General features: G+C 43.9%; 2 protein-coding genes. Both read left to right on the forward strand.

Features of this window, described 5'->3' with window-relative positions; translation table 11 throughout:
- Positions 1-120 precede the first annotated feature (120 nt).
- The gene (locus tag FR7_RS04925) at positions 121-11,388 is read left to right on the forward strand and encodes an amino acid adenylation domain-containing protein (RefSeq protein ID WP_007952411.1); all 11,268 of its coding nucleotides are present in this window, start codon (positions 121-123) and stop codon (positions 11,386-11,388) included.
- On the forward strand, positions 11,385-21,908 hold the full coding sequence (locus FR7_RS04930) for an SDR family NAD(P)-dependent oxidoreductase (protein ID WP_064448903.1): 10,524 nt from the start codon (positions 11,385-11,387) through the stop codon (positions 21,906-21,908). The genes FR7_RS04925 and FR7_RS04930 overlap by 4 nt, the downstream gene beginning before the upstream one ends.
- Positions 21,909-21,913 lie beyond the last annotated feature (5 nt).

Genomic DNA, 21,913 nt, shown 5'->3' on the forward strand with positions numbered 1-21,913 from the left:
AATTTTTTGCAGTTATAACCTGCCTGGCTGAAAGCCGGCAGGTTATAACTGTTTTCTAAACACGTAGGATAGTACGAAATGACGATCAGTCAAAGAAAATCGATTGAGGAGAGGGATCGTATGGGTAATGACGGTAAATTCAGCTGCTATATTATTGGTGACGGGGCATTACTTACTGCTTGCGGGGAACTCATAATTGATTCCGGTCATGATATTTACGGAGTTATTTCTTCCAATCCTTCCATTCGGGAATGGGCTGAAGACAAAGGAATAACATGTGCAGATCATGACAGCGATTATGGGGATTTCTTAAAACAAAAGCCTTTTGATTATTTATTTAGCATCGTTTATCTTAGCCTAATACCCAGAAACATACTTGCATTGCCGCAAAAAATGGCGATAAATTTTCATGATGCATTATTGCCCGAATATGCGGGGATACACGCGACTTCTTGGGCTATAATGAATCAGGAGAAACAGCATGGAATCACCTGGCACGAAATGGTCTCTGCGGTTGATAAAGGAAATATTCTAAAACAAATGATAATACCAGTCGAAGAGGGGGAGACAGCACATTCTTTAAATGTGAAATGTTATAAGGCGGGGTTGGAATCTTTTAGGGATCTGGTAGAGGAACTGGCTAAGGGCAGCTATTCACTAACCTTTCAAGATTTAAATCGTCGAACGTATTATGGAAAATATCAGCATCCTCCTGCCGGATGTGTTTTATCATGGGGCTCTTCTGCTGAGGAAATGGATGCAGTTGTAAGAGCGCTGCAATTTGGAAAATATCAGAATCAACTTGGAATTGCCAAGTTGGCAGTGAATGATGAATATATTATTGTTGACCAGATTTTTGTTACCAAAAATAAATCAGATGCAAAGCCTGGAACGATTGTTGCTATTACAGATTTGAACTTTACAGTGGCGACGGTAAGCAATGATATTGAGATACGTTCAATCAGATCTATTCATGGAGCCCAATGGCCAATTTCTGATTGCATAAAAAAATATCATTTAAAGGCAGGAGGCTTATTGCCTGGAATTGCTAGGAAAACAAGTACGAGAATTACAGCATTGCATAAGGAAATAAGCCGATTCGAAGACTATTGGATTAAAAAATTGTCAAAAATGGATGCTGCTATCTGGCCAGGTGCTATTCAAAATGCAGAGGACATAGATAGCATTCATAATTCCTTCGTAGATTTTACAATAGCGGAAGGGTTTATCACTTATGCAGAGCAGGATTACGGCAGTCGATTGGCAAGTTGTTTAGCTGCCATTAGTACGTTTTTATCCAAAGAATGCAAGACAAACAGTGTTCAAATTTTTCTTGGATACCAGGAATTAAGAGCCGATTTTCAAGGCGTGGATACGCTGTTTGCTGTCCATGTGCCCGTGGAGTTGGAATTGAATGATACTTTTACTTTTAGAGATATTTGTGATATTGCAAGGGCAGAAATACAATCTGTAAAGGAGCACCAGACTTTTCTTCATGATCTTATTGTTCGAACTCCTCAACTGAAGGCGAATTCTGTTGTACATGAAAAAAAATTGCTGTCATTCACAGTGGAATATGTAAAAGAGCTTACGGATTATTCTCAGCAGGCCTGCAATAGGTACGGCATTTCATTAATTGTGCCAGAAATGGGCAATACTTGGCGGATTGTTTTTAATGAGGCGCTGTTAACAACAACAAAAGCTGTTAACGGTACGAATCGGCTTGCAGCATGTATGGCGCGAGCTGCTGCCACGCCAGATGCTCCCATAAGTAAATTGACTGCCTTGACAGATGCTGAATTTCACAAAGCAATATATGAGAGAAATCATACAGTTGCTGAATATCCAAGAGATAAGTGCATGCATGAATTATTTAAAGAGAGAGTTAAGCAATCACCGGAAAAAATTGCTGTACTGTACAGGGATGAAAGTCTGACGTGTATGGAATTAGAAGAAAAAGCATCACGTCTTGCTTCCTTTTTAAATCGAGTTGGGGTAGGCAGAGGGAACTTGGTAGGGATTTTTATGGAACGATCATTGGATATGCTGGTGGGATTACTGGGCGTATTGAAAGCGGGAGGAACCTATGTGCCGATTGATCCCCTTTATCCTGGAGAAAGAATTTTGCACATGATTGAAGATGCAGATATTAAAATGGTTCTGACACAGAATGAGATCAAGCATAAGCTACCTGGCAGCAATGCCAGGATCATTTGTCTGGATACAGACTGGGAGGAAATATCTAAGAATAGCGGCAAAAGCTCTTCGCGGAAATATTACTCTTATGCGAGCAAGACTATCAGACCTGAGGATTCGGCATATGTTATTTTTACATCAGGTTCAACGGGAAAGCCAAAAGGTGTGGAAGTAACCCAGAGGGGATTGACAAATTTTCTTTGTGCGATGGCGAAGTGTCCAGGTTTTACAAAAGAAGACCGAGTTCTGGCGTTAACGACAATCTGCTTTGATATTGCAGGTCTTGAGTTATATTTGCCTCTTATTACTGGAGGGCAGGTTGAAATATTGCCTACAGAAATCGCCCGAGATGGATTTGCACTAAAAGAACGGATTGAGAAGGAATGGGCTACTGTTGTTCAGGCTACGCCTGCAACATGGGAGATGCTTCTAGAGGCTGGCTGGGATAAAAGAACATCGATTAAGATATTATGCGGCGGAGAAGCGTTAAGCAGACAATTAGCACAAAAGCTCTTAGACAGAAGTAATGAAGTTTGGAATATGTATGGACCGACAGAAACGACAATTTGGTCTTCTGTTTCCAAAATCAATTTTGGGGAAGAAATAACGATCGGATATCCTATTGGAAATACTCAATTTTATATAGTAGATGAGCATCTAAATCCAGTACCTGATGGAGTGGAAGGGGAACTGTGTATTGGCGGTGACGGGTTAGCAAAAGGATATTTGAATCGTCCGGAATTGACCAGTGAGAAATTTATTTTGAATCCATTTGCTGCGGATTTACAATTAAAAATGTATCGAACTGGAGATTGTGCTACGTATTTACCGGATGGCAGAGTAGTTTGTTTAGGAAGAATCGATAATCAAGTGAAGTTGAGAGGATTCAGGATTGAGCTTGGTGAAATTGAGGCAGTCTTACAAAAACAACTTCATGTCAAGCAGGCAGTAGTCGTAATGAAAGAAGACAGCACAGGATATAAAAGCTTAGCTGCATTTATGGTGCCAGGTAAATTCCAAGATATTATCGCAGGAAGCAAGCTTAGGGAAGCAATGAGAGAATTCCTTCCCGATTATATGATTCCTGCCTCCTTTGTGTATCTGGAGATGTTACCCTTGACTCTTAATTTGAAAGTAGATAGAAAAGTGCTGACAGCTGTCCCTGACTTTCAGCTGATAGAGAAGTATGGCTATAAAGAAATGAATCATCATATATACGTCCCTGCTAATGACAGCATAAAGACTCTTGAATGGAAAGAAGAGGCGCCGAAGGCTGCAGGTCATTTTGCAGAGGACCTGACTAAGATCATTGCAGGAGTAGTTAAAATTTCGGCTGAGGAGATTCATGCTGAAATTCCCATGGGTGAATATGGTTTTGACTCAATCCGCTTTACCGTACTAAGTAAAAGAATCAAAGATGCATATAACATATCGGTTACTCCTGCCCAGTTTTATACTTATGAAACCGTTAATAAACTAATTGACTACATGTCAAGGGCTTATCAGGAGGAACTTGACAGGCATTATGGCAAAGAGTCGAAAGGGATACAGGATTCACTTTCCAAAAGTAAAGTTGAAGCAGCCGATTCAGCGCATGAAGCAGCTTTTGAATTCGATTCAGATCAGAGGAAATGGAAAAAAGAGCCCGTAGCAATCATTGGTATAGGAGGTACATTTCCTCAAGCCCCTGATTTGGATACTTTCTGGGATCATATTGTAAATAAGAGAGATTTGATTACCCCAATACCTTGGGAGCGTTGGGATTCCAATCATTATTATGCTAAAATCGCAGAGGAAAAGAAGATTCCTTTTGCAAAGTGGGGAGGTTTTTTAGAAGATGTTGATAAATTTGATGCAGCATTCTTTAATATCTCACCCCGTGAAGCTGAGCAGATGGATCCTCAGCAGCGCATATTTCTTGAAACGGTATGGAAAGCAATTGAGATTGCGGGCTATAAGGCATCAGAATTCTCTGGTACTAAGACTGGCGTATATGTTGGAGCAGTAAGTTCAGATTATTGGGATATGATGTTATGTTCCGGACTTGAGGCTGATTCGTATACCATTTCAGGGAATATCAACTGTGTGATTGCAAACAGGGTTTCTTATTTATTGAATCTTCAAGGAGCCAGTGCAACCATTGATACCGCATGCTCAAGTTCTTTAGTAGCAATCCATAGAGCTGTGGCCGCGATACAACATGGTGATTGCGACATGGCAATTGCTGGCGGCGTTAATGTTATATTGAATCCTTTCATGCATACTGCTCTGGGGATCAATGGAATGCTTAGTGTGGATGGGCGGTGCAAAACCTTTGACAGCCAGGCAAATGGCTATGTAAGAGGGGAAGGGGCAGGAGTACTCATTTTAAAGCCTCTCAGCAAAGCCATTGAGGATGGTGACAATATCCATGCAGTTATTAAAGGTTCTTCTGAAAACCATGGAGGAAGGACAAATTCATTAACGGCTCCGAATCCTAATGCACAAGCCGATTTGCTTATCAGTGCTTACAGTGAGGCACAAATCGATCCATCGACAGTAACCTATATTGAAGCCCACGGGACAGGGACTAGCTTGGGAGATCCAATTGAAATTAACGGCATAAAGATGGCCTTTGAAGAATTGGGTAAAAAGTGGGGAAGGATAGGAGCTGAAAAGTACTGCGGTCTTGGATCCGTAAAGAGCAATATAGGACATTTGGAGGCTGGTGCCGGTGTCGCAGGGCTGCTAAAAATAGTACTGGCAATGCAAAAAGGCGTCCTGCCTGGAATGATTCATTTTAAAGAACAAAATCCGTACATCAACTTAGAAGGAACGCCGTTTTATATTGCAGCTGAGACACAGGAATGGAAACGGATAAGGGATAGTGCAGGGCAAACCGTACCAAGGAGAGCCGGTGTGAGTTCTTTTGGCTTTGGCGGCTCCAATGCACATGTTGTTCTAGAGGAATATTGCAGTACGAAAACAAATGCTGAAATAAACGATAACATTCCCAATGTTTTTCTGCTTTCTGCCAAGAGTGAGGACAGGCTTAGAGCATATGCTGCCGATATGCTTGCATTTTTAGAAGAATTTGCAGCACGTGAAGAAAAAGGAGAATGGATAGGGACTCTTTTTACTGATATGATGTATACCTTGCAGATGGGGCGCGAGGCTATGAATAAACGACTTGCCATCGTCGCTTCTAATATAAAAGAGCTGACTGAGAAGCTAAGACAGTACTGTGCCGATGAAAAAGAAATAACACAAGTCTATACAGGAGCCGGCGGACTGGAAACAAAGAACATTTCAGCCCTGCTTGAAGGAAGCAACGGCAAAGAGTTTCTTGCAGCGATCATAAGACAAAAGGAATATAAGAAATTGGCTCATCTTTGGATTGGGGGAGCAGCGGTAGATTGGAGTTTGCTATACAGCCATTCGAAGCCCGCACGAATCAGCCTGCCATCATATCCTTTTGCCAGGGAGCGCCATTGGCTGCCTATCAATAAAAATGTACTGGTAAGTAAATCTGAAGTACAGCCAGGCCGGCTTCATCCTTTGCTGCACCAAAATACCTCTGACTTTTTTGAACAGCGTTTTAGTTCAGTCTTTTCAGGGAATGAATTTTTTCTTAAGGATCATATTGTTAAGGGGCAGCGGGTGCTGCCAGGAGTTGCTTACCTTGAAATTGCTCATGCGGCAGTCGTACTGGCTTCAGGTATGAAAGAGAAACAGAATAGTATTAAGATCAAGAATGTGACTTGGATTCGTCCGATGATTGTGGGAGATATAGAATTGCAGGTACAAATCAGGCTCTTGCCGGAAGAAAATGGAGATATCAATTATGAAATATATAGTCAGTCAGCCTTAGGCGGCACTGCAGCAACCGTACATAGTCAGGGGCGTGCTGTACTGAGTCCGGTTACCGAACCTTCCGCATTAGATCTGCAAGCCTTACAGAGACAATGCAGTCATGGCACTATTTCATCTGGTCAGTGCTATGAAGCTTACAGGACGATGGGAATTGATTATGGACCAGGACATCAGGGCATCAGGGAAATCTATGTGGGAGAATATCAGGTTCTGGCAAAGATCTCTATGCCATCGTATGTTCGTGATATGCAGGAAGAGTTTATCATGCATCCCAGCATAATGGATTCAGCCTTACAAGCATCAATTGGCTTAATCATGAGCTATGGCGAAATAGAGCCTTCAAAACCAATTGTACCCTTTGCCTTACAAGAGATTGAGATTTTTCAGAAATGCACTTCTGCTATGTGGGCTCATGTCCGTTATAGTAACGGCAGTAAACCAGGCGATAAAATACAAAAATTAGATATTGATGTATGCGATGAGCTGGGAGGAATTTGTGTACGATTAAAAGGCTTCTCCGCCAGAGTAATGGAGAAAGATAATATTCAGAAGGAATCATCAGCGGTTCTGGAAACGCTGATGTTCCATTCCAGCTGGATAGTAAAAGATGCCAATGCAGAAGCTGCTTTCCCGGATGATACGCAGCAGATCGTAATCTTTTGTGAACCAGATGAAATGGTTAAGGAAAAAATCAAGGAAAAGATGAACAGCAATCGTTACCTTATTTTACAGTCGAATCAGGAGCAGGTAGAGGAGCGGTTTCAATCCTATGTATTTCAAGTATTTGATGAAATTCAAAATGTACTTAGAAGCAAGCCTAGAAACAATGTTTTAATCCAAATTATCATCTCAATACAAGAAGAGCAGCAGCTCTTTTCTGCACTTTTTGCCTTAATAAAAACAGCTCATCTTGAAAATCCCAAGGTATGGGGACAATTGATTGAAGTGGAATTAGGGGAGTCTTGGGAAAGACTTTCGGAAAAGCTGGCAGAGAATAGTCGATGCCCGATGGATAGGAGAATTCAATATCTGAATGGGAAACGCCGGGTTGCTGTTTGGAGGGAAATAGAAAGCTCCCTGGAGGTTTTACCAACTCCATGGAAAGAGCAGGGAATCTATTTGATCACAGGAGGTGCAGGAGGCCTAGGGTTACTATTCGCTCAAGAGATTGCACAGCAAGTTAAGAATCCGGTCATTATTTTAACTGGCCGATCTGCCCTTAATGAAGAAAAGCGTGAAAAACTGAAGAGATTGGTGGAATTGGGGGCTAAGATCGAATACAGGCAGGCCGACATAACGGATAAGAAAGGGGTTATCAGATTGATCCAAACCATTCAGGAGCAATTTGGTGATCTTCATGGCATTATTCATGCTGCAGGAGTAATCCGGGATAATTTTATTATAAAAAAGACGAAAGAAGAAATACAGGAAGTTTTGGCTCCGAAGGTTTCAGGGCTAGTGTATCTGGATCATGCCACTAGAAATATGAAGCTGGATTTTTTCATTCTGTTTTCCTCTATATCAGGAAGTCTGGGCAATGTGGGACAGGCTGATTATGCTGTGGCCAATGACTTTATGAATGCATATGCCGGATATCGTAATGCTCTGGCTGCAGCAAAACAGCGGCAGGGTCAGACGCTTGCCATAAATTGGCCTTTATGGCAAGCGGGCGGGATGAATGTTAATGAAGCAATCGAAAAAATGATACGAAATATGGGTATGGCAGCCATGCCTACTGCCAGCGGTCTAAGATTATTCTATTTAGGGATGAATACAGATAAGGATCAAGTGCTGGTAATGACAGGCGATCCAGGGCGAATACAGGAAAAGCTGCTTTTAACAGCACAGCTCTCCCAGCCTGATAAAATCATTGCAGCATCAACTTTTACGGAAGCGGCTTATGGCAGTAATCTGCTGGACATAATCCAGTCACTTTTAATACAAATGACATCCAAGCTGCTTAAGGTCAGGATAGAAGAAATAGATAGCAACACGGAATTGAATGAATATGGTTTTGACTCCATTACATTCACTGAATTTGCAAATCAGCTCAACCAAGAGTATAAGCTTGAATTAACACCTGTTATATTTTTTGAATATCCAACTCTCCATCGTTTTGCTGAGTACTTGCTCGAAAGTTACCAAGCTGTATTTTCATCACAATTAGCAGCGCAAAAGGATACAGATCTCATTTCACCTAAAGTCATTGATAATGGCAGTCTGCTAGAGAATATACAGATGATTTTAATCCAAGTCGTATCGGGATTGCTCAAAGTTAGAGCCAATGATATAGACAGGAATACGGAACTAAATGAATATGGATTTGACTCCATTATGTATACTGAATTTGCTAATCTACTGAACCAGGAATATAAATTTGAATTAACTCCTGCTGTATTCTTTGAATATTCTACCATTCAAAGTTTTGCAGAATATCTCACTAAAGAGTATCGCACTCTGCTGGTATCACAATTTGCAGCAGCTGTGAATGTTGAACAAACCACGATACATGTGCCCACAGAGGGCCTGCATACGAAAAGCTATTCTCGATTTATAAGGACAATGCCCCTGACGTTGTCCAAAGTGGATGAAAAGGATCAGGAAGCCATTGCAATAGTTGGGGTCAGTGGCATATTCCCCATGGCTAAAGATATGAATGAACTTTGGAAGAATCTTCTGGAGAATAAGGATTGTATTACAGAGATTCCTAAAAGTCGCTGGGATTGGCGGGAGTATTATGGTGATCCTGTAAAAGACATCAATAAGACTAACATTAAGTGGGGAGGATTTATTGATGGCATAGAGGAGTTTGACCCTTTATTCTTTGGAATTTCTCCACGAGAAGCTGAATTAATGGATCCGCAGCAGCGCCTGTTAATGACTTATGCCTGGAAGGCAATAGAAGATGCCGGTTACTCGGCTCAAAGTCTTTCTGGCACGCAAACAGGAATTTTCGTAGGGACTGCAAGCTGCAGCGGCTATAGCGGCTTACTATCGCTTTCTAATACAGCACTTGAAGGATATTCTTCCACAGGTACGCTGCCGTCGGTAGGGCCGAATCGGATGAGTTATTTCTTAAATATCCATGGGCCCAGCGAACCGATTGAAACGGCTTGTTCAAGTTCCTTAGTAGCGATTCATCGGGCTGTAACTGCGATAGAAAATGGAGCCTGTGAGATGGCGATTGCCGGTGGCATTAATACAATGGTAACACCGGAGAATCATATCAGCTTTAATAAAGCAGGTATGCTCTCAGAGGATGGACGCTGCAAGACCTTCTCCGACCAAGCCAACGGTTATGTACGAGGCGAAGGAGTGGGAATGCTGTTTCTAAAGAAGCTAAAAGATGCGGAGGCAGCCGGAGACCATATTTATGGGATTGTTAAAGGAACTGCTGAGAATCATGGAGGGCACGCTAATTCTTTGACGGCTCCCAATCCCAAGGCACAGGCCAAGCTGCTGGAAACTGCATATACAAAAGCAGGAATTGATCCCAGGACCGTTACCTATATTGAAGCCCATGGAACGGGCACTGAGCTTGGCGATCCTATTGAAATCAATGGACTGAAAGCAGCTTTTAAGGAATTGTACCAAGCAACAGGAGAGGCTGCAGTGACAAGCAGGCATTGCGGTTTAGGTTCAGTGAAGACCAATATTGGTCATTTGGAGCTGGCAGCAGGAGTAGCAGGCGTGATCAAAGTGCTGCTGCAGCTAAAACATAAAACTCTGGTGAAAAGTCTTCATTGCGATACGATAAATCCATACATACGGCTTGCAGGGAGCCCGTTTTACATTGTGCAGGAACAGACAGAATGGAAAGCCCTGCAGGACGCAGCAGGAAAAGAAATTCCAAGACGGGGCGGAGTGAGTTCCTTTGGTTTTGGCGGTGTAAATGCTCATGTGGTAATTGAAGAATATATCTCCAAAGAGCAGAACACGAATCCAATTCCGGTCAATGCTCAGAATCCGGTACTGATTGTATTGTCAGCCAAGAATGAAGAGCGGCTGAAAGAACAGGTGCAGCAGCTCTTGGTCACGATGGAGGAACAGCATTTTGAGGATCATCACCTGGCTGATATAGCGTATACCCTTCAGGTAGGACGAGAAGCTATGGAGGAACGCTTGGCAGTGATGGCGGAATCCATTGCACAACTTAAGGAGAATTTAAGAAGCTTCTTAAAAGAGCCGGAAAATAATAAGGACGTATATCGCGGACAGGTCAAGCGCAATAAAGATACTGTCGCTGTTTTTACAGCTGATGAAGATTTTGAACAAATCATTGGTATTTGGGCAGCCAAAAGAAAGTATACCAAGATTTTAAATTTATGGACGAAGGGACTGTCTTTTGACTGGAATAAGCTTTATGGTGAGGCAAAGCCTCGAAGAGTCAGTCTGCCTACATATCCATTTGCCAAGGAACGTTATTGGGTATCCAGTGGGGCTAAATCTGCTTCTGGTTTAACATCTGCAACCGTTCTGCATCCGCTGCTGCATCAAAATATCTCTGATTTTTCTGAACAGCGGTTTATCTCAAACTTTATGGGACAAGAATTTTTTATAAATCATACTGCTGTGAATGATCATAGGTCTTTGACAGCAGTTGCTTATCTTGAAATAGCGCGAGCAGCAATCTCCCATTCGGCGGGATCTTTTTATAAAGACAGAAATGAAATACGGCTGAAAAATGTGGTTTGGGCCAGCCCGGATGCAATCGGCGAGCAGGGGATTCAGCTATATATCGGACTTTGTCCTGAAGATAATGGAGAAATTTCTTACGAAATTTATAGTGAGAATGAAAAGTCTGATGCAAAGCTGCAAGTTTACAGCCAGGGAAGTGCAGAATTATTTTCCGCTGAAGAATCTCCAGCATTAGATATTGAAGCATTGCAAAAGGAGTGCTGCCAGACGATCCTTACATCTGTTCAAATTTATGAGAGGTTAGAGCGTATCTATAAGACAGAGTATAAAGGGATTGAAAAGGTGTACGCAGGAGTAGGACAGGCACTAGCAAAACTGACTTTGCCGTCCTCTCTTGCAGATACACAGCATCAGTTTATCCTGCATCCTGTTTTAATGGATGCTGCCTTGCAGGCAGCAATGGCTCTAATGGATGGATTTGGTAATGAAAGCATGTATGCTCTCCTTGCATTACAAGAAATCGAGATCCTTTGCCCGCCGGATCTTACAATGTGGGCTCTAATTCGTAATCCTAATGGCAGTGAAACCCAGGATAAATTTCCTGCGTTTGATATCAGCTTATTGAATGAACAAGGGAAGATTTGTATTCGGATGAAAGGCATCAAAATACAGGAGAATACAGAAAGGAAGCTATTGAAATGATGACATTTGAAGAAGTCTGGCAGGAGAAAACTTTGCCAAATCATGGGCCGGTTAAGATCAGAACACTGGTTTGTTTTCTGTCCAATGCAGAAAATCAAAACAAGGCAGCAGAAGAGCTTCAAACCCTTGATCCGCAAACAAAAATACTCTTCATCTCTCAACATCCAAATCATACAGCATCCTCCCATACCATTTATTCCATTTCCCGCAAAGATCCTTCTAGCTATGAACAGGCATTTCAAAGCATCCGGGAGGAGTACGGCGAGATAGACGGGATGCTGTATCTGTGGCCAATAGAAGATGCCACATGTATTGAAGACTATTCCGTCATTGTGTATCTGCTGCAAAGTATTGCTGCCGTAAAACTAAAAGCCAGGCGAGTCTTGCTGGGAGCACAGTTTGAAACAGGGCTGGAACGCTGCTATCTGGATTCCTGGATTGGTTTTGAGCGCTCTTTAGGGCTTGTTCTGCCCAATACGCAAGTAGCTGTGATGTATCAAAAGAGCAGCGGGCCAGATGCAAAATCGACTATGGAAGATTGGCTGACCAAACTCTGGTCAGAACTGGAGACCGAGAAACTCCAAAGCGTTTTCTACCAAGGGGGAAAACGCTATGTATACCAGGTTCAGGAAACGTTTCTAGAGACAGGCAGCAGCCTTTTACAGGCAGGAGGAACCTATCTCATAACAGGAGGGTGCGGAGGACTGGGCTTTCTATTTGCCAGGCACTTTGCCAAAACCCATGGGGCGAATCTAATCCTAACAGGCAGATCAGCCCTGGATGAGGAAAAGCAGGCAAAAATCCGGGAATTAGAAGCACTAGGCAGCCATGCCCTATACCTGCAGGCAGACAGCTGCGATGTAAGCAGTATGAAGAGGGCTTTGGGAGAGGCGAAAGCAAAATATGGCAAGATCCATGGAGTGATTCATGCAGCGGGTCTGGCAGGCAGCCAAAGTCTATTTGAAAAAGACCTGGCAGGATTCAGCAAGATAATCGAACCGAAAATTAAAGGCACTCTGGTGCTGGATGAAGTGCTTCAGGAAGAGGCGCTTCATTTTATGTGCTATTTTTCCTCTTCATCGGCCATCCTAGGGGATTTTGGTTCTTGTGACTATGCCATCGGCAACCGTTTTCAGATGGCGTATGCTCACTATCGGCAGGAAAAACAGCTGGAGGGAAAGGCATATGGCAAGAGTCTGGTGATAAACTGGCCTTTATGGAAGGATGGGGGAATGGGAGTCGGTGAGGAAGAGAACAGCAAGCTCTATTTAAAATCCAGCGGACAGCGTTTTTTAGAAGCGGAAGAAGGCGTTGGGATATTTGATCAATTGTTAACGCAAAACAAAGCCCAGCATTTAATCGTAGTTGGAGAGCGCAGCCGGGTACAGCGCTTTTTAAGGCTGTCATCACAAGAACAGCCTGTTGTATCAGCGGCGACTGCTTCTATGTCTGGCCGCCCGGGAAGACGAGCCGAAATGAAGGGATTTACCCTGGAGCAATGCATTGAATGGGATCTGAAAGAACAAGCCAGCCAGCTGCTGAAAATTCCGCGGGACAAGTTGGAGCGGGATGAAAATCTGGCAGAGTTTGGTTTTGATTCCATTGCTTTAACTCAATTCTCAAACTTGTTAACTCATCATTATGGAATAGAAGTGACTCCTGCTATATTTTTCGGGTATTCAACCCTTGAGCGGTTAACACAATATTATTTGAAGGAACATCAAGACATGCTGCAGCTTTTCTATCAAGAGACGCATGCAAAGCTGGTTATAAACCCGCAGCAAATTCCGGCAGTTACCTTAACCTCCAAACGCCAGGCAGCCACGCAATTCAGATTTATAAAGAAACCAGCTTCTCAACAGATACAGGGGCAGGAACCCATTGCCATCATTGGAATGAGCGGCCGCTTCCCGGAAGCCAGAACCGTAGATGAAATGTGGCAGATTCTTGCCGCAGGCAAAGACGTAATCCAAGACTTTCCGGCAGACCGCTTCTCAGGAAAAGGGAAAAGTCCATATCAATACGGTGCCATTCCGGGAGTCAGTGAATTTGACCCGCTGTTCTTTGAGATATCCCCCCGGGAAGCCGAAAGCATGGACCCCAGACAGCGGCTGCTGCTGCAGGAATCATGGAAGGCCTTAGAAGATGCAGGCTATGGAAGCTCCCAGATCCAAAAGAGTAAAATCGGTATGTTTGTGGGAGTGGAAGAAGGGGATTATCGCTTGCTGCTCAAAGAAAAGAGCAGCATTACGTCCAATCATAATGCCGTTTTATCGGCCCGCTTAGCCTATTTCCTAAACCTAAGCGGACCGAATATGGCAATTAATACGGCCTGCTCCTCCGGCTTAGTGGCAGTACATCAAGCCTGCCAAAGCATCCGCCAGCAAGAATGTGACACCGCCCTGGCGGCCGGCGTGAATCTGCTGCTGACACCGCAGATGTTTCAAGGAATGAGTGAAGCGGGTATGCTGTCAGAGGATGGGAAGTGCTTTGCCTTTGATAAAAGAGCCAATGGGATGGTTCCAGCGGAAGCGGTTGCGGTAGTGGTACTAAAACGCCTGTCCCAGGCAAAGGCAGATAAAGATCCGATCTATGCCGTAATCAAAGGAAGCGGTATTAACTATGACGGAAAAACCAATGGAATCACCGCTCCCAGTGGTGCTTCCCAAACGAAGCTTCTAAAATCGGTGTATGATCAGTACCAGATAAACCCCGAAGACCTTGAATACATTGTCACTCATGGGACGGGGACGAAATTAGGAGATCCCATTGAAGTCAATGCTCTGTATGATGCATTTAAAGACTATACGAAAAAGCAGGGCTACTGCGCCCTGACGTCGACCAAGACCAACTTTGGACATGCACTGGCGGCTTCCGGTCTGGTGAGCTTAATTAGCCTGGTTCAGGCATTTCGTCATGAAACCATACCAGCCAGCCTTCACTTTCAAGAAGAGAATGAATACATTCATTGGTCGGGAAGTCCGTTCTATGTAAATAAAGAAAGCAAAGCTTGGCCTGAACAGGAAGAAAAGAGGAGAATGGGTGGGGTAAGTGCCTTTGGAATGAGCGGTACGAATGTGCATATGGTACTGGAAAGCTATTCGGAGAACAGGATAGAAGTACAAAAACCATTCCCCTGCTATCTGCTGGCCTTTTCTGCCAAAACCCAAGAGAGCCTGCAGGAAAAATGCAAAGAAATGATCGTCTGCTTAGAAACGGAAAAGGCAAAAAGCTTAGGGGAGATTAGCTTTACCTTGCTGGAAGGGCGTCAGCACTTTGCCCATCGCTGTGCGGTGGTAGTGCAGGACAAAGAAGATGGGATCTATGTACTGCAGCAGATGGGGAGTAAAGAAAAACTCCCCAATCTGTTTAAAGGGACAGTAGCCCGGGATTTTACAGGGCAGAAAGCGATCGAGGAATATGGTCAAGAGTTGTTAGCGCAAAGCTTCTCCCAGCAGGCAGATATAAATCGCTATAAAGAGATACTGCATGCTTTGGCAGATCTCTATTGCCAGGGATATGACCTTGCCTGGCGGCAGCTATATGGTGAAGAAAAACCGAACCGTCTTCATCTGCCCGGCTATCCCTTTGCAAAAGAAAGCTATTGGACATCAGGCAGTGGGAGTCCATTTGTCAGCATAGGCTGCGAAAGGGAGAACTTGGTCCTTCATCCCCTGCTGCAGCAAAATACATCGGATTTTTCAGAACAGCGTTTCAGTTCCAGTTTTACGGGCGAAGAGTTTTTCCTGAAAGATCATGTGGTGAAGGGGCAGCGTATACTGCCTGGGGTAGCGTATCTGGAAATGGCCCGGGCTGCAGCCCAGCAGGCGGCAGGAAGAAGCGGGAAAGAAAACGTTGGGATACAGATGAAACATGTGGTTTGGGCTCGTCCAATGCTGGCAGGAGAAGAGGCTGTTCAGGTACATATAGGACTTTTCCCGGAAGAGAATGGGGAGATTGCCTATGAAATCTACAGCCATTTGGATGAAAGTCTTGAAGAAGCAGTGGTGCACAGCCAGGGAACTATCCTATTGCGTCCGGCATGTGAAGTTCAGTTGCTGCCGATAGAACAGATACGGAATCAGTGCAGTCGTGGAATGTTGAGTTCCTGCCAATGCTATGAGCAATTGCGAAAGATGGGACTGGAATACGGACCAGGGCATCAGGGAATTGAAACATTGTACATTGGGGACAATCAGGTTCTGGCAAAACTGCTGCTGCCTGCCTTTCTGTTGGATACGCAGGATCAGTTTATCCTGCATCCCAGTATAATGGACTCCGCCCTGCAGGCATCCATGGGTCTGATGATTGGCTCCGGCAGCCTTAAACCTGCGCTGCCCTTTGCCCTGCAGGAACTGGAATTAATGGAAGCCTGCACCCCCAGTATGTGGGCAGTAGTACGGTACAGCCCGGGCAGCAAAGGGGAAGATAAGGTACAGAAACTGGATATTGATCTATGCAATGAAGAAGGAACCGTTTGTGTACGCATGAAGGGCTTTTCTGCAAGAATCCTGGAAGGAGAAATCGATTCAGGGGCAAAGGAACAGATCGGCATGTTACGATATCAGCCCGTCTGGAAAGAGGAGCAGGCAATAGTGGAAACAACTGCCTCCCCATATCTTCAGCATGTGGTAATGCTCTGCGAGCTGAAGGAAAGTATTCAAGAAGATCTGGAAAACCATCTGCCTGGAGTACGCTGCATTACCTTACAAGCCGAACAGAAAAACATCGAAGAAAGGTTTCTGTCTTATACTGAGCAGGTATTTCAGGAAGTGAAAAAGATACTGGAGAACAAGCCCAAAGGGCAGGTACTCTTGCAGCTTGTCATTTGCAGTCAACAGGAACAGCGGCTCTTTTCCGGTCTTTCCGGACTGTTGAAGACGGCTCATCTAGAAAACTCCAAACTGATTGGACAGGTAATTGAGGTAGAAGATACGGAACAATTGGCGGAGAAACTGCAAAAAGAGAGCAGCATGAGCTCGATAAACAGTCATATTCGCTATCAGGATGGCAAACGATGGGTTGCTGAGTGGAAGGAAATGAAAGATACGCAAGATACTGTGAAGATTCCCTGGAAAGACCAGGGAGTCTATTTAATTACAGGAGGAGCAGGAGGGCTGGGCCTTAGTTTTGCTCAGGATATTGCCCGGCAGGCAAAATCGGCCACCATAATCCTTACAGGCCGATCTGCCCTCACCCAAGAAATACAGACGAAATGGCAAGGAATTGTGACATTGGGGGCACGGGTGGAATACCGGCAGGCAGATGTAACAGATCAGCAGGCCGTGAGTCGTTTGATTGCAAAGATTCAGGAAGAATTTGGCGGTTTGCATGGTATTCTGCATTGTGCCGGCGTAATCCGTGATAATTTTATCTTGAAAAAGACACAGGAAGAAATGCAGGAAGTTCTGTCGCCCAAGGTGCTGGGGCTGGTGAATCTGGATCAGGCTGCAAAGGACATGAAGCTGGATGTCTTTATCTTGTTTTCCTCCATAGCCGGCAGTCTGGGGAATGCAGGCCAGGCTGATTATGCTGCTGGCAATGCCTTTATGGATGCGTATGCCGAATATCGCAATGAATTGGCTGCCCGGCAGCAGAGGCATGGGAAAACGCTCTCCATGAACTGGCCGTTGTGGCAAGATGGCGGAATGGGTGTTGATGAAGCAACGAAAGAAATGATGATGCGCAGTATGGGTATGATTGCGCTGCAGACAGCAAGCGGTATCCAGGCGCTGTATCAAAGTATAGGCGACGGGAAAAATCAGGTAATGGTAATGGAAGGCAAGATGATGCGAATGAGGCAGAAGCTGCTTGCAGTTACAAACCCCATTCCTGTCCAAGCAAAGATATCTTCAGAATCGGATGCCAATGGGCAGATTGATTCGAGCCAGCTGCTGGGCAAAATAGAAAATGCATTGATGCAGGCAGTATCCCAGCTGCTTAAGGTGAAGCTGTCTGATATCGATATCAGTACAGAATTGAGTGAATATGGTTTTGATTCCATAACATTTACGGAGTTTGCCAATAAGCTGAACCAGGATTATAAAATGGAATTAACTCCTACCGTATTCTTTGAATACCCAACCATTCAAAGCTTTGCAGAATATTTGAGGTTAGAATATTTTACCCTTTTTGCATCACAGTTTACGATACCAGCTGATGCGTCTGGTATACACGTTGTGGAAAAGAAATTTGAAGAAGAGACATTTCATAGGATTAAATCCCGTTTTATTCAAAAAGCATTGCCAGCAGCCAAGCCAATTGGAAATACTTCTGAACCTATTGCGATTGTGGGAATGACAGGTAAATTCCCCAAAGCAAAAGATGTAAATGAATTCTGGGAAAACCTGTTGGAAGGGAGGGACTGCATTGCAGAAGTTCCCTCCGGCCGATGGGATTGGCGGGAATATTACGGCGATCCGGCTAAAGAAGTCAATAAAACCAATATCAAATGGGGTGGTTTCATTGATGGTGTAGAGGAGTTTGATCCCTTGTTCTTTGGGATTTCTCCCCGGGAAGCTGAACTGATGGATCCTCAGCAGCGTCTCTTAATGACATACGTCTGGAAAGTCATTGAAGATGCCGGATATTCCCCTCAGGATTTGTCGGGAACGGAAACGGGAATTTTTGTGGGGACTGGGAGCAGCGGTTATGATGGGCTGATTTCTAAGGCAAATGTAGCAATTGAAGGTTATTCTTCCACGGGAATCGTTCCGTCAGTAGGTCCGAATCGGATGAGTTATCTGCTAAACCTTCATGGACCCAGCGAACCGATTGAAACGGCATGCTCCAGTTCCTTGGTAGCCATCCACCGGGCCGTACAGGCTCTGGAAAGCGGTGCCTGCGAAATGGCAATTGCCGGGGGTGTCAACACGCTCGTGACACCCGATCTTTATATCAGTTTTAATAAAGCAGGCATGCTTGCAGAGGATGGACGCTGCAAGACCTTCTCCGATCAAGCGAATGGCTATGTGCGGGGTGAAGGAGCAGGAATGCTGCTCCTCAAGAAACTAAAAGATGCAGAGTCTGCCGGAGATCATATTTACGGGATCATTAAAGGAACTGCTGAAAACCATGGAGGACGTGCCAATTCTTTAACGGCACCCAATCCCAAGGCACAGGCCAAGCTGCTGGAAACTGCGTATACAAAAGCAGGAATTGATCCTAGGACCGTTACCTATATTGAGGCTCATGGAACGGGTACTGAACTTGGCGATCCTATCGAAATCAATGGACTGAAGGCGGCATTTAAAGAATTGTATGAAGCAACAGGAGATGCTGAGGTGACAAATAGTCATTGTGGCTTAGGTTCTGTGAAGACGAATATTGGTCATTTAGAGCTTGCAGCAGGAGTGGCGGGCGTGATCAAAGTGCTGCTGCAGCTGCAGCATAAAACCCTGGTGAAAAGTCTTCACTGCGACAAGGTGAATCCATATATACAGCTTACAGACAGTCCCTTTTATATTGTCCAGGAAAAAAGGGAATGGAAATCCCTGCAGGATGAGACGGGAAAAGAGATCCCAAGACGAGGGGGAGTGAGTTCCTTTGGTTTTGGCGGTGTGAATGCTCATGTGGTAATTGAAGAATATATCCCTCCAAGACGCAAACAAGAGTCAATACCAATTAATGACCACAATCCAGCATTGATTGTATTGTCAGCCAGGAATGAAGAGAGGCTGAAAGAGCAGGCACAGCAGCTGTTGCGTGCGATTAAAGAAGAAGGATTTTCCGATTGTCATTTAGCTGACATGGCTTATACGCTGCAAATAGGACGTGAAGCTATGGAGGAACGTTTGGCAGTGATGGCAGGTTCTATTAAGGAGCTGGAAGAAAAGCTGCAGAGCTTTGTGAGCAGTCAGGAAAAGAGTGAGGATGTATATCGTGGTCAGGTCAAACGTCATAAAGAGACCTTAGCTTTGTTGGTGATCGATGAAGATATGACAAAGGCGATTGACGCCTGGATCAGTAAGAAAAAATATGCAAAGCTGTTAAGTCTGTGGGTTAAAGGATTATCTTTTGACTGGACTAAGCTGTATGGTGAGGCAAGACCTCGGAGAATGAGTCTTCCTACCTATCCTTTCGCCAGAGAAAGCTATTGGATTCCAAAAAACGAACTGGATTTAGAAATGAATTATGGGTCAAAGGAAGCATTTAGCGTTGCTGATGGGAATGATTTGACACTGGCTTCTGTAGATTATATTAAAAAACTAATTGCAGAGGTAACAAAAATCTCCACGGACCGACTTGATTCTGAGGCATTGTTTGAAGATATAGGTCTGGATTCCATCATGATTTCTCAACTTAATCAAAAAATTCAGCAATGGGTAGGAAATTTAGATGCAACTTTATTTTTTAAATATAATACGATTCAATCATTAGCAGCTTATTTTGTAGAAAGCTATCCAGATATAATTGCCCCATTGATTCCTAAACATCAAAAAAATGTGTCAAATGCTCAAGCATTGCAGACTGCAAATTCAATACTACGGCAAGTAAAAACTTCCCAGGGCTATAAGGCGCCTGAAAAGAATGCAGCAGTTTATGATGTCGCAATTATTGGGGTTGCTGGGCGCTATCCCAAAGCAGCGACACTGGATGAATTCTGGCAAAATTTATATGAAGGCAGGGATTGTATTGAGGAGATTCCTCCTGAGCGCTGGCCCTTGGAGGGCTTTTTTGAACCTGACCGCGTTAAGGCTGTAGCAAAGGGTCTTAGTTATTGTAAATGGGGTGGATTTTTAGAGCATGTAGATTCTTTTGATCCCTTATTTTTTAATATTTCTCCTAGAGATGCCATGTTTATGGATCCTCATGAAAGATTATTTCTGGAAGTTTCCTGGGAATGTTTAGAGGATTCAGGATATACCCGAGACGCTTTGAAAAAAGATGGATATGGCAATCAAATCGGAGTATTCGTTGGTGCAACATTTAATAATTATCAGCTGTTTATGGCAGAAGCTGCCCGGCATATCAATCAAAAGATGTATGCCGTCAATAGTCAGATATTCTCGATTGCCAATCGTGTGTCTTATTTACTAAACTTTACTGGACCTAGTTTGACTGTTGATACTGCCTGTTCTTCATCGCTTTATGCGATTCACCTGGCTTGTGAAAGTATTAGGAGCGGGCAGTCGCGTATGGCAATTGCAGGCGGTGTCAATTTGTCTCTTCATCCGAGCAAGTATATTACCTTGTCAAAAGGTCAATTCAGTGCGTCTGACGGGCGGTGTCGGGCATTTTGTGAAGGAGGTACAGGTTATGTTCCTGCAGAAGGGGTGGGAGCAATTTTCTTGAAGCCGCTGCAGGAGGCTATTAGAGATAATGACAGTATTTATGGCGTGATTAAAGGGAGTGCTGCCAGTCATGCCGGTAAAACCAATGGATACACTGTTCCAAATCCAGTGTCGCAATCCATGGTCATTGAACATGCTCTTACCCAAAGTCAGATTGATCCTCGAAGTATCAGCTGCATGGAAGCGCATGGTACAGGAACCGCTTTAGGGGATCCAATTGAGGTAACTGGATTGACGGATGTTTTTCGCAAGTATACGAAAGAGACCGGATTTTGTTCCCTGTCCTCTGTCAAATCAAATATTGGCCATGCAGAAGCAGCTGCAGGAATTGCGCAAATGACAAAAGTTATTCTGCAATTAAAGCATCAAACCTTGGTAAAGAATGTAATGCATGGAAAAGGCTTAAACCCTAACATTGACTTTGCTCAAACTCCTTTCAGCGTGCAAGAAAAAACGGAAGAGTGGAAGCGTCCTACGCTTCAGGGACAGGAAATTCCGCGGCGAGCCGGCATTTCATCTTTTGGAGCAGGAGGAGCAAATGCCCATGTGGTGGTAGAAGAATATATTTCTAAGGAACCAGAGCAATCAAAAATTTCCAATACTCTTCTAGTTCCTTCACTTATTTTACTTTCAGCCAAAAACAGAGAAAGGCTTAATGTACAGCTGCAGCAGTTTTTGACTGCGATTGAAAATCAGCGTTTTGTTGATGCTGACTTGAAAGATGTGGCTTACACTCTGCAGATTGGGAGAGAAGCCATGGATGAAAGAATGGCTGTCATTGCAATATCAATCAATGAGCTCGAAGAAAAGCTAAGGAGTTTCTTGGCAGAGGTGGATGATGTCACAGATCTTTACCGGGGTCATGTAAGTCGTAGAAAGGATAATATAACAGTTCTGTCGGAAGAATGTCAGGAACAAATGGAAGAATGGCTGGAATGTGCTGACTACAGGAAGCTTGCTGACAGTTGGGTTAAAGGAACAGACGTTGATTGGAATAAGTTGTACGGTGAGAAAAAGCCGCGTAGAATCAGCTTGCCCACATATCCCTTTTCTAAAGAACGCTATTGGATTTCGGAAGAGAAACAGACAATAGCAGATACCCGTCTTGTACAGCAAAATGAGAGTCGGTTCAATGAAGCGTTATACACTCAGGTGATAGAGGAAATGGTAAGTGAAAATATAAGTATTGATACTGCTGTTCAGAGGTTAAAAACGATATCTAAATAAAACTG

It is taken from the genome of Pelosinus fermentans DSM 17108, from assembly GCF_000271485.2.
GTDB classification, from domain to species: Bacteria; Bacillota; Negativicutes; order DSM-13327; family DSM-13327; genus Pelosinus; species Pelosinus fermentans.

Bases quoted from the DNA above. Each gene is read 5' to 3' on its own strand.
- FR7_RS04925 (WP_007952411.1), top strand. From the start codon at position 121: ATGGGTAATGACGGTAAATTCAGCTGCTATATTATTGGTGACGGGGCA.
- FR7_RS04930 (WP_064448903.1), top strand. From the start codon at position 11,385: ATGATGACATTTGAAGAAGTCTGGCAGGAGAAAACTTTGCCAAATCAT.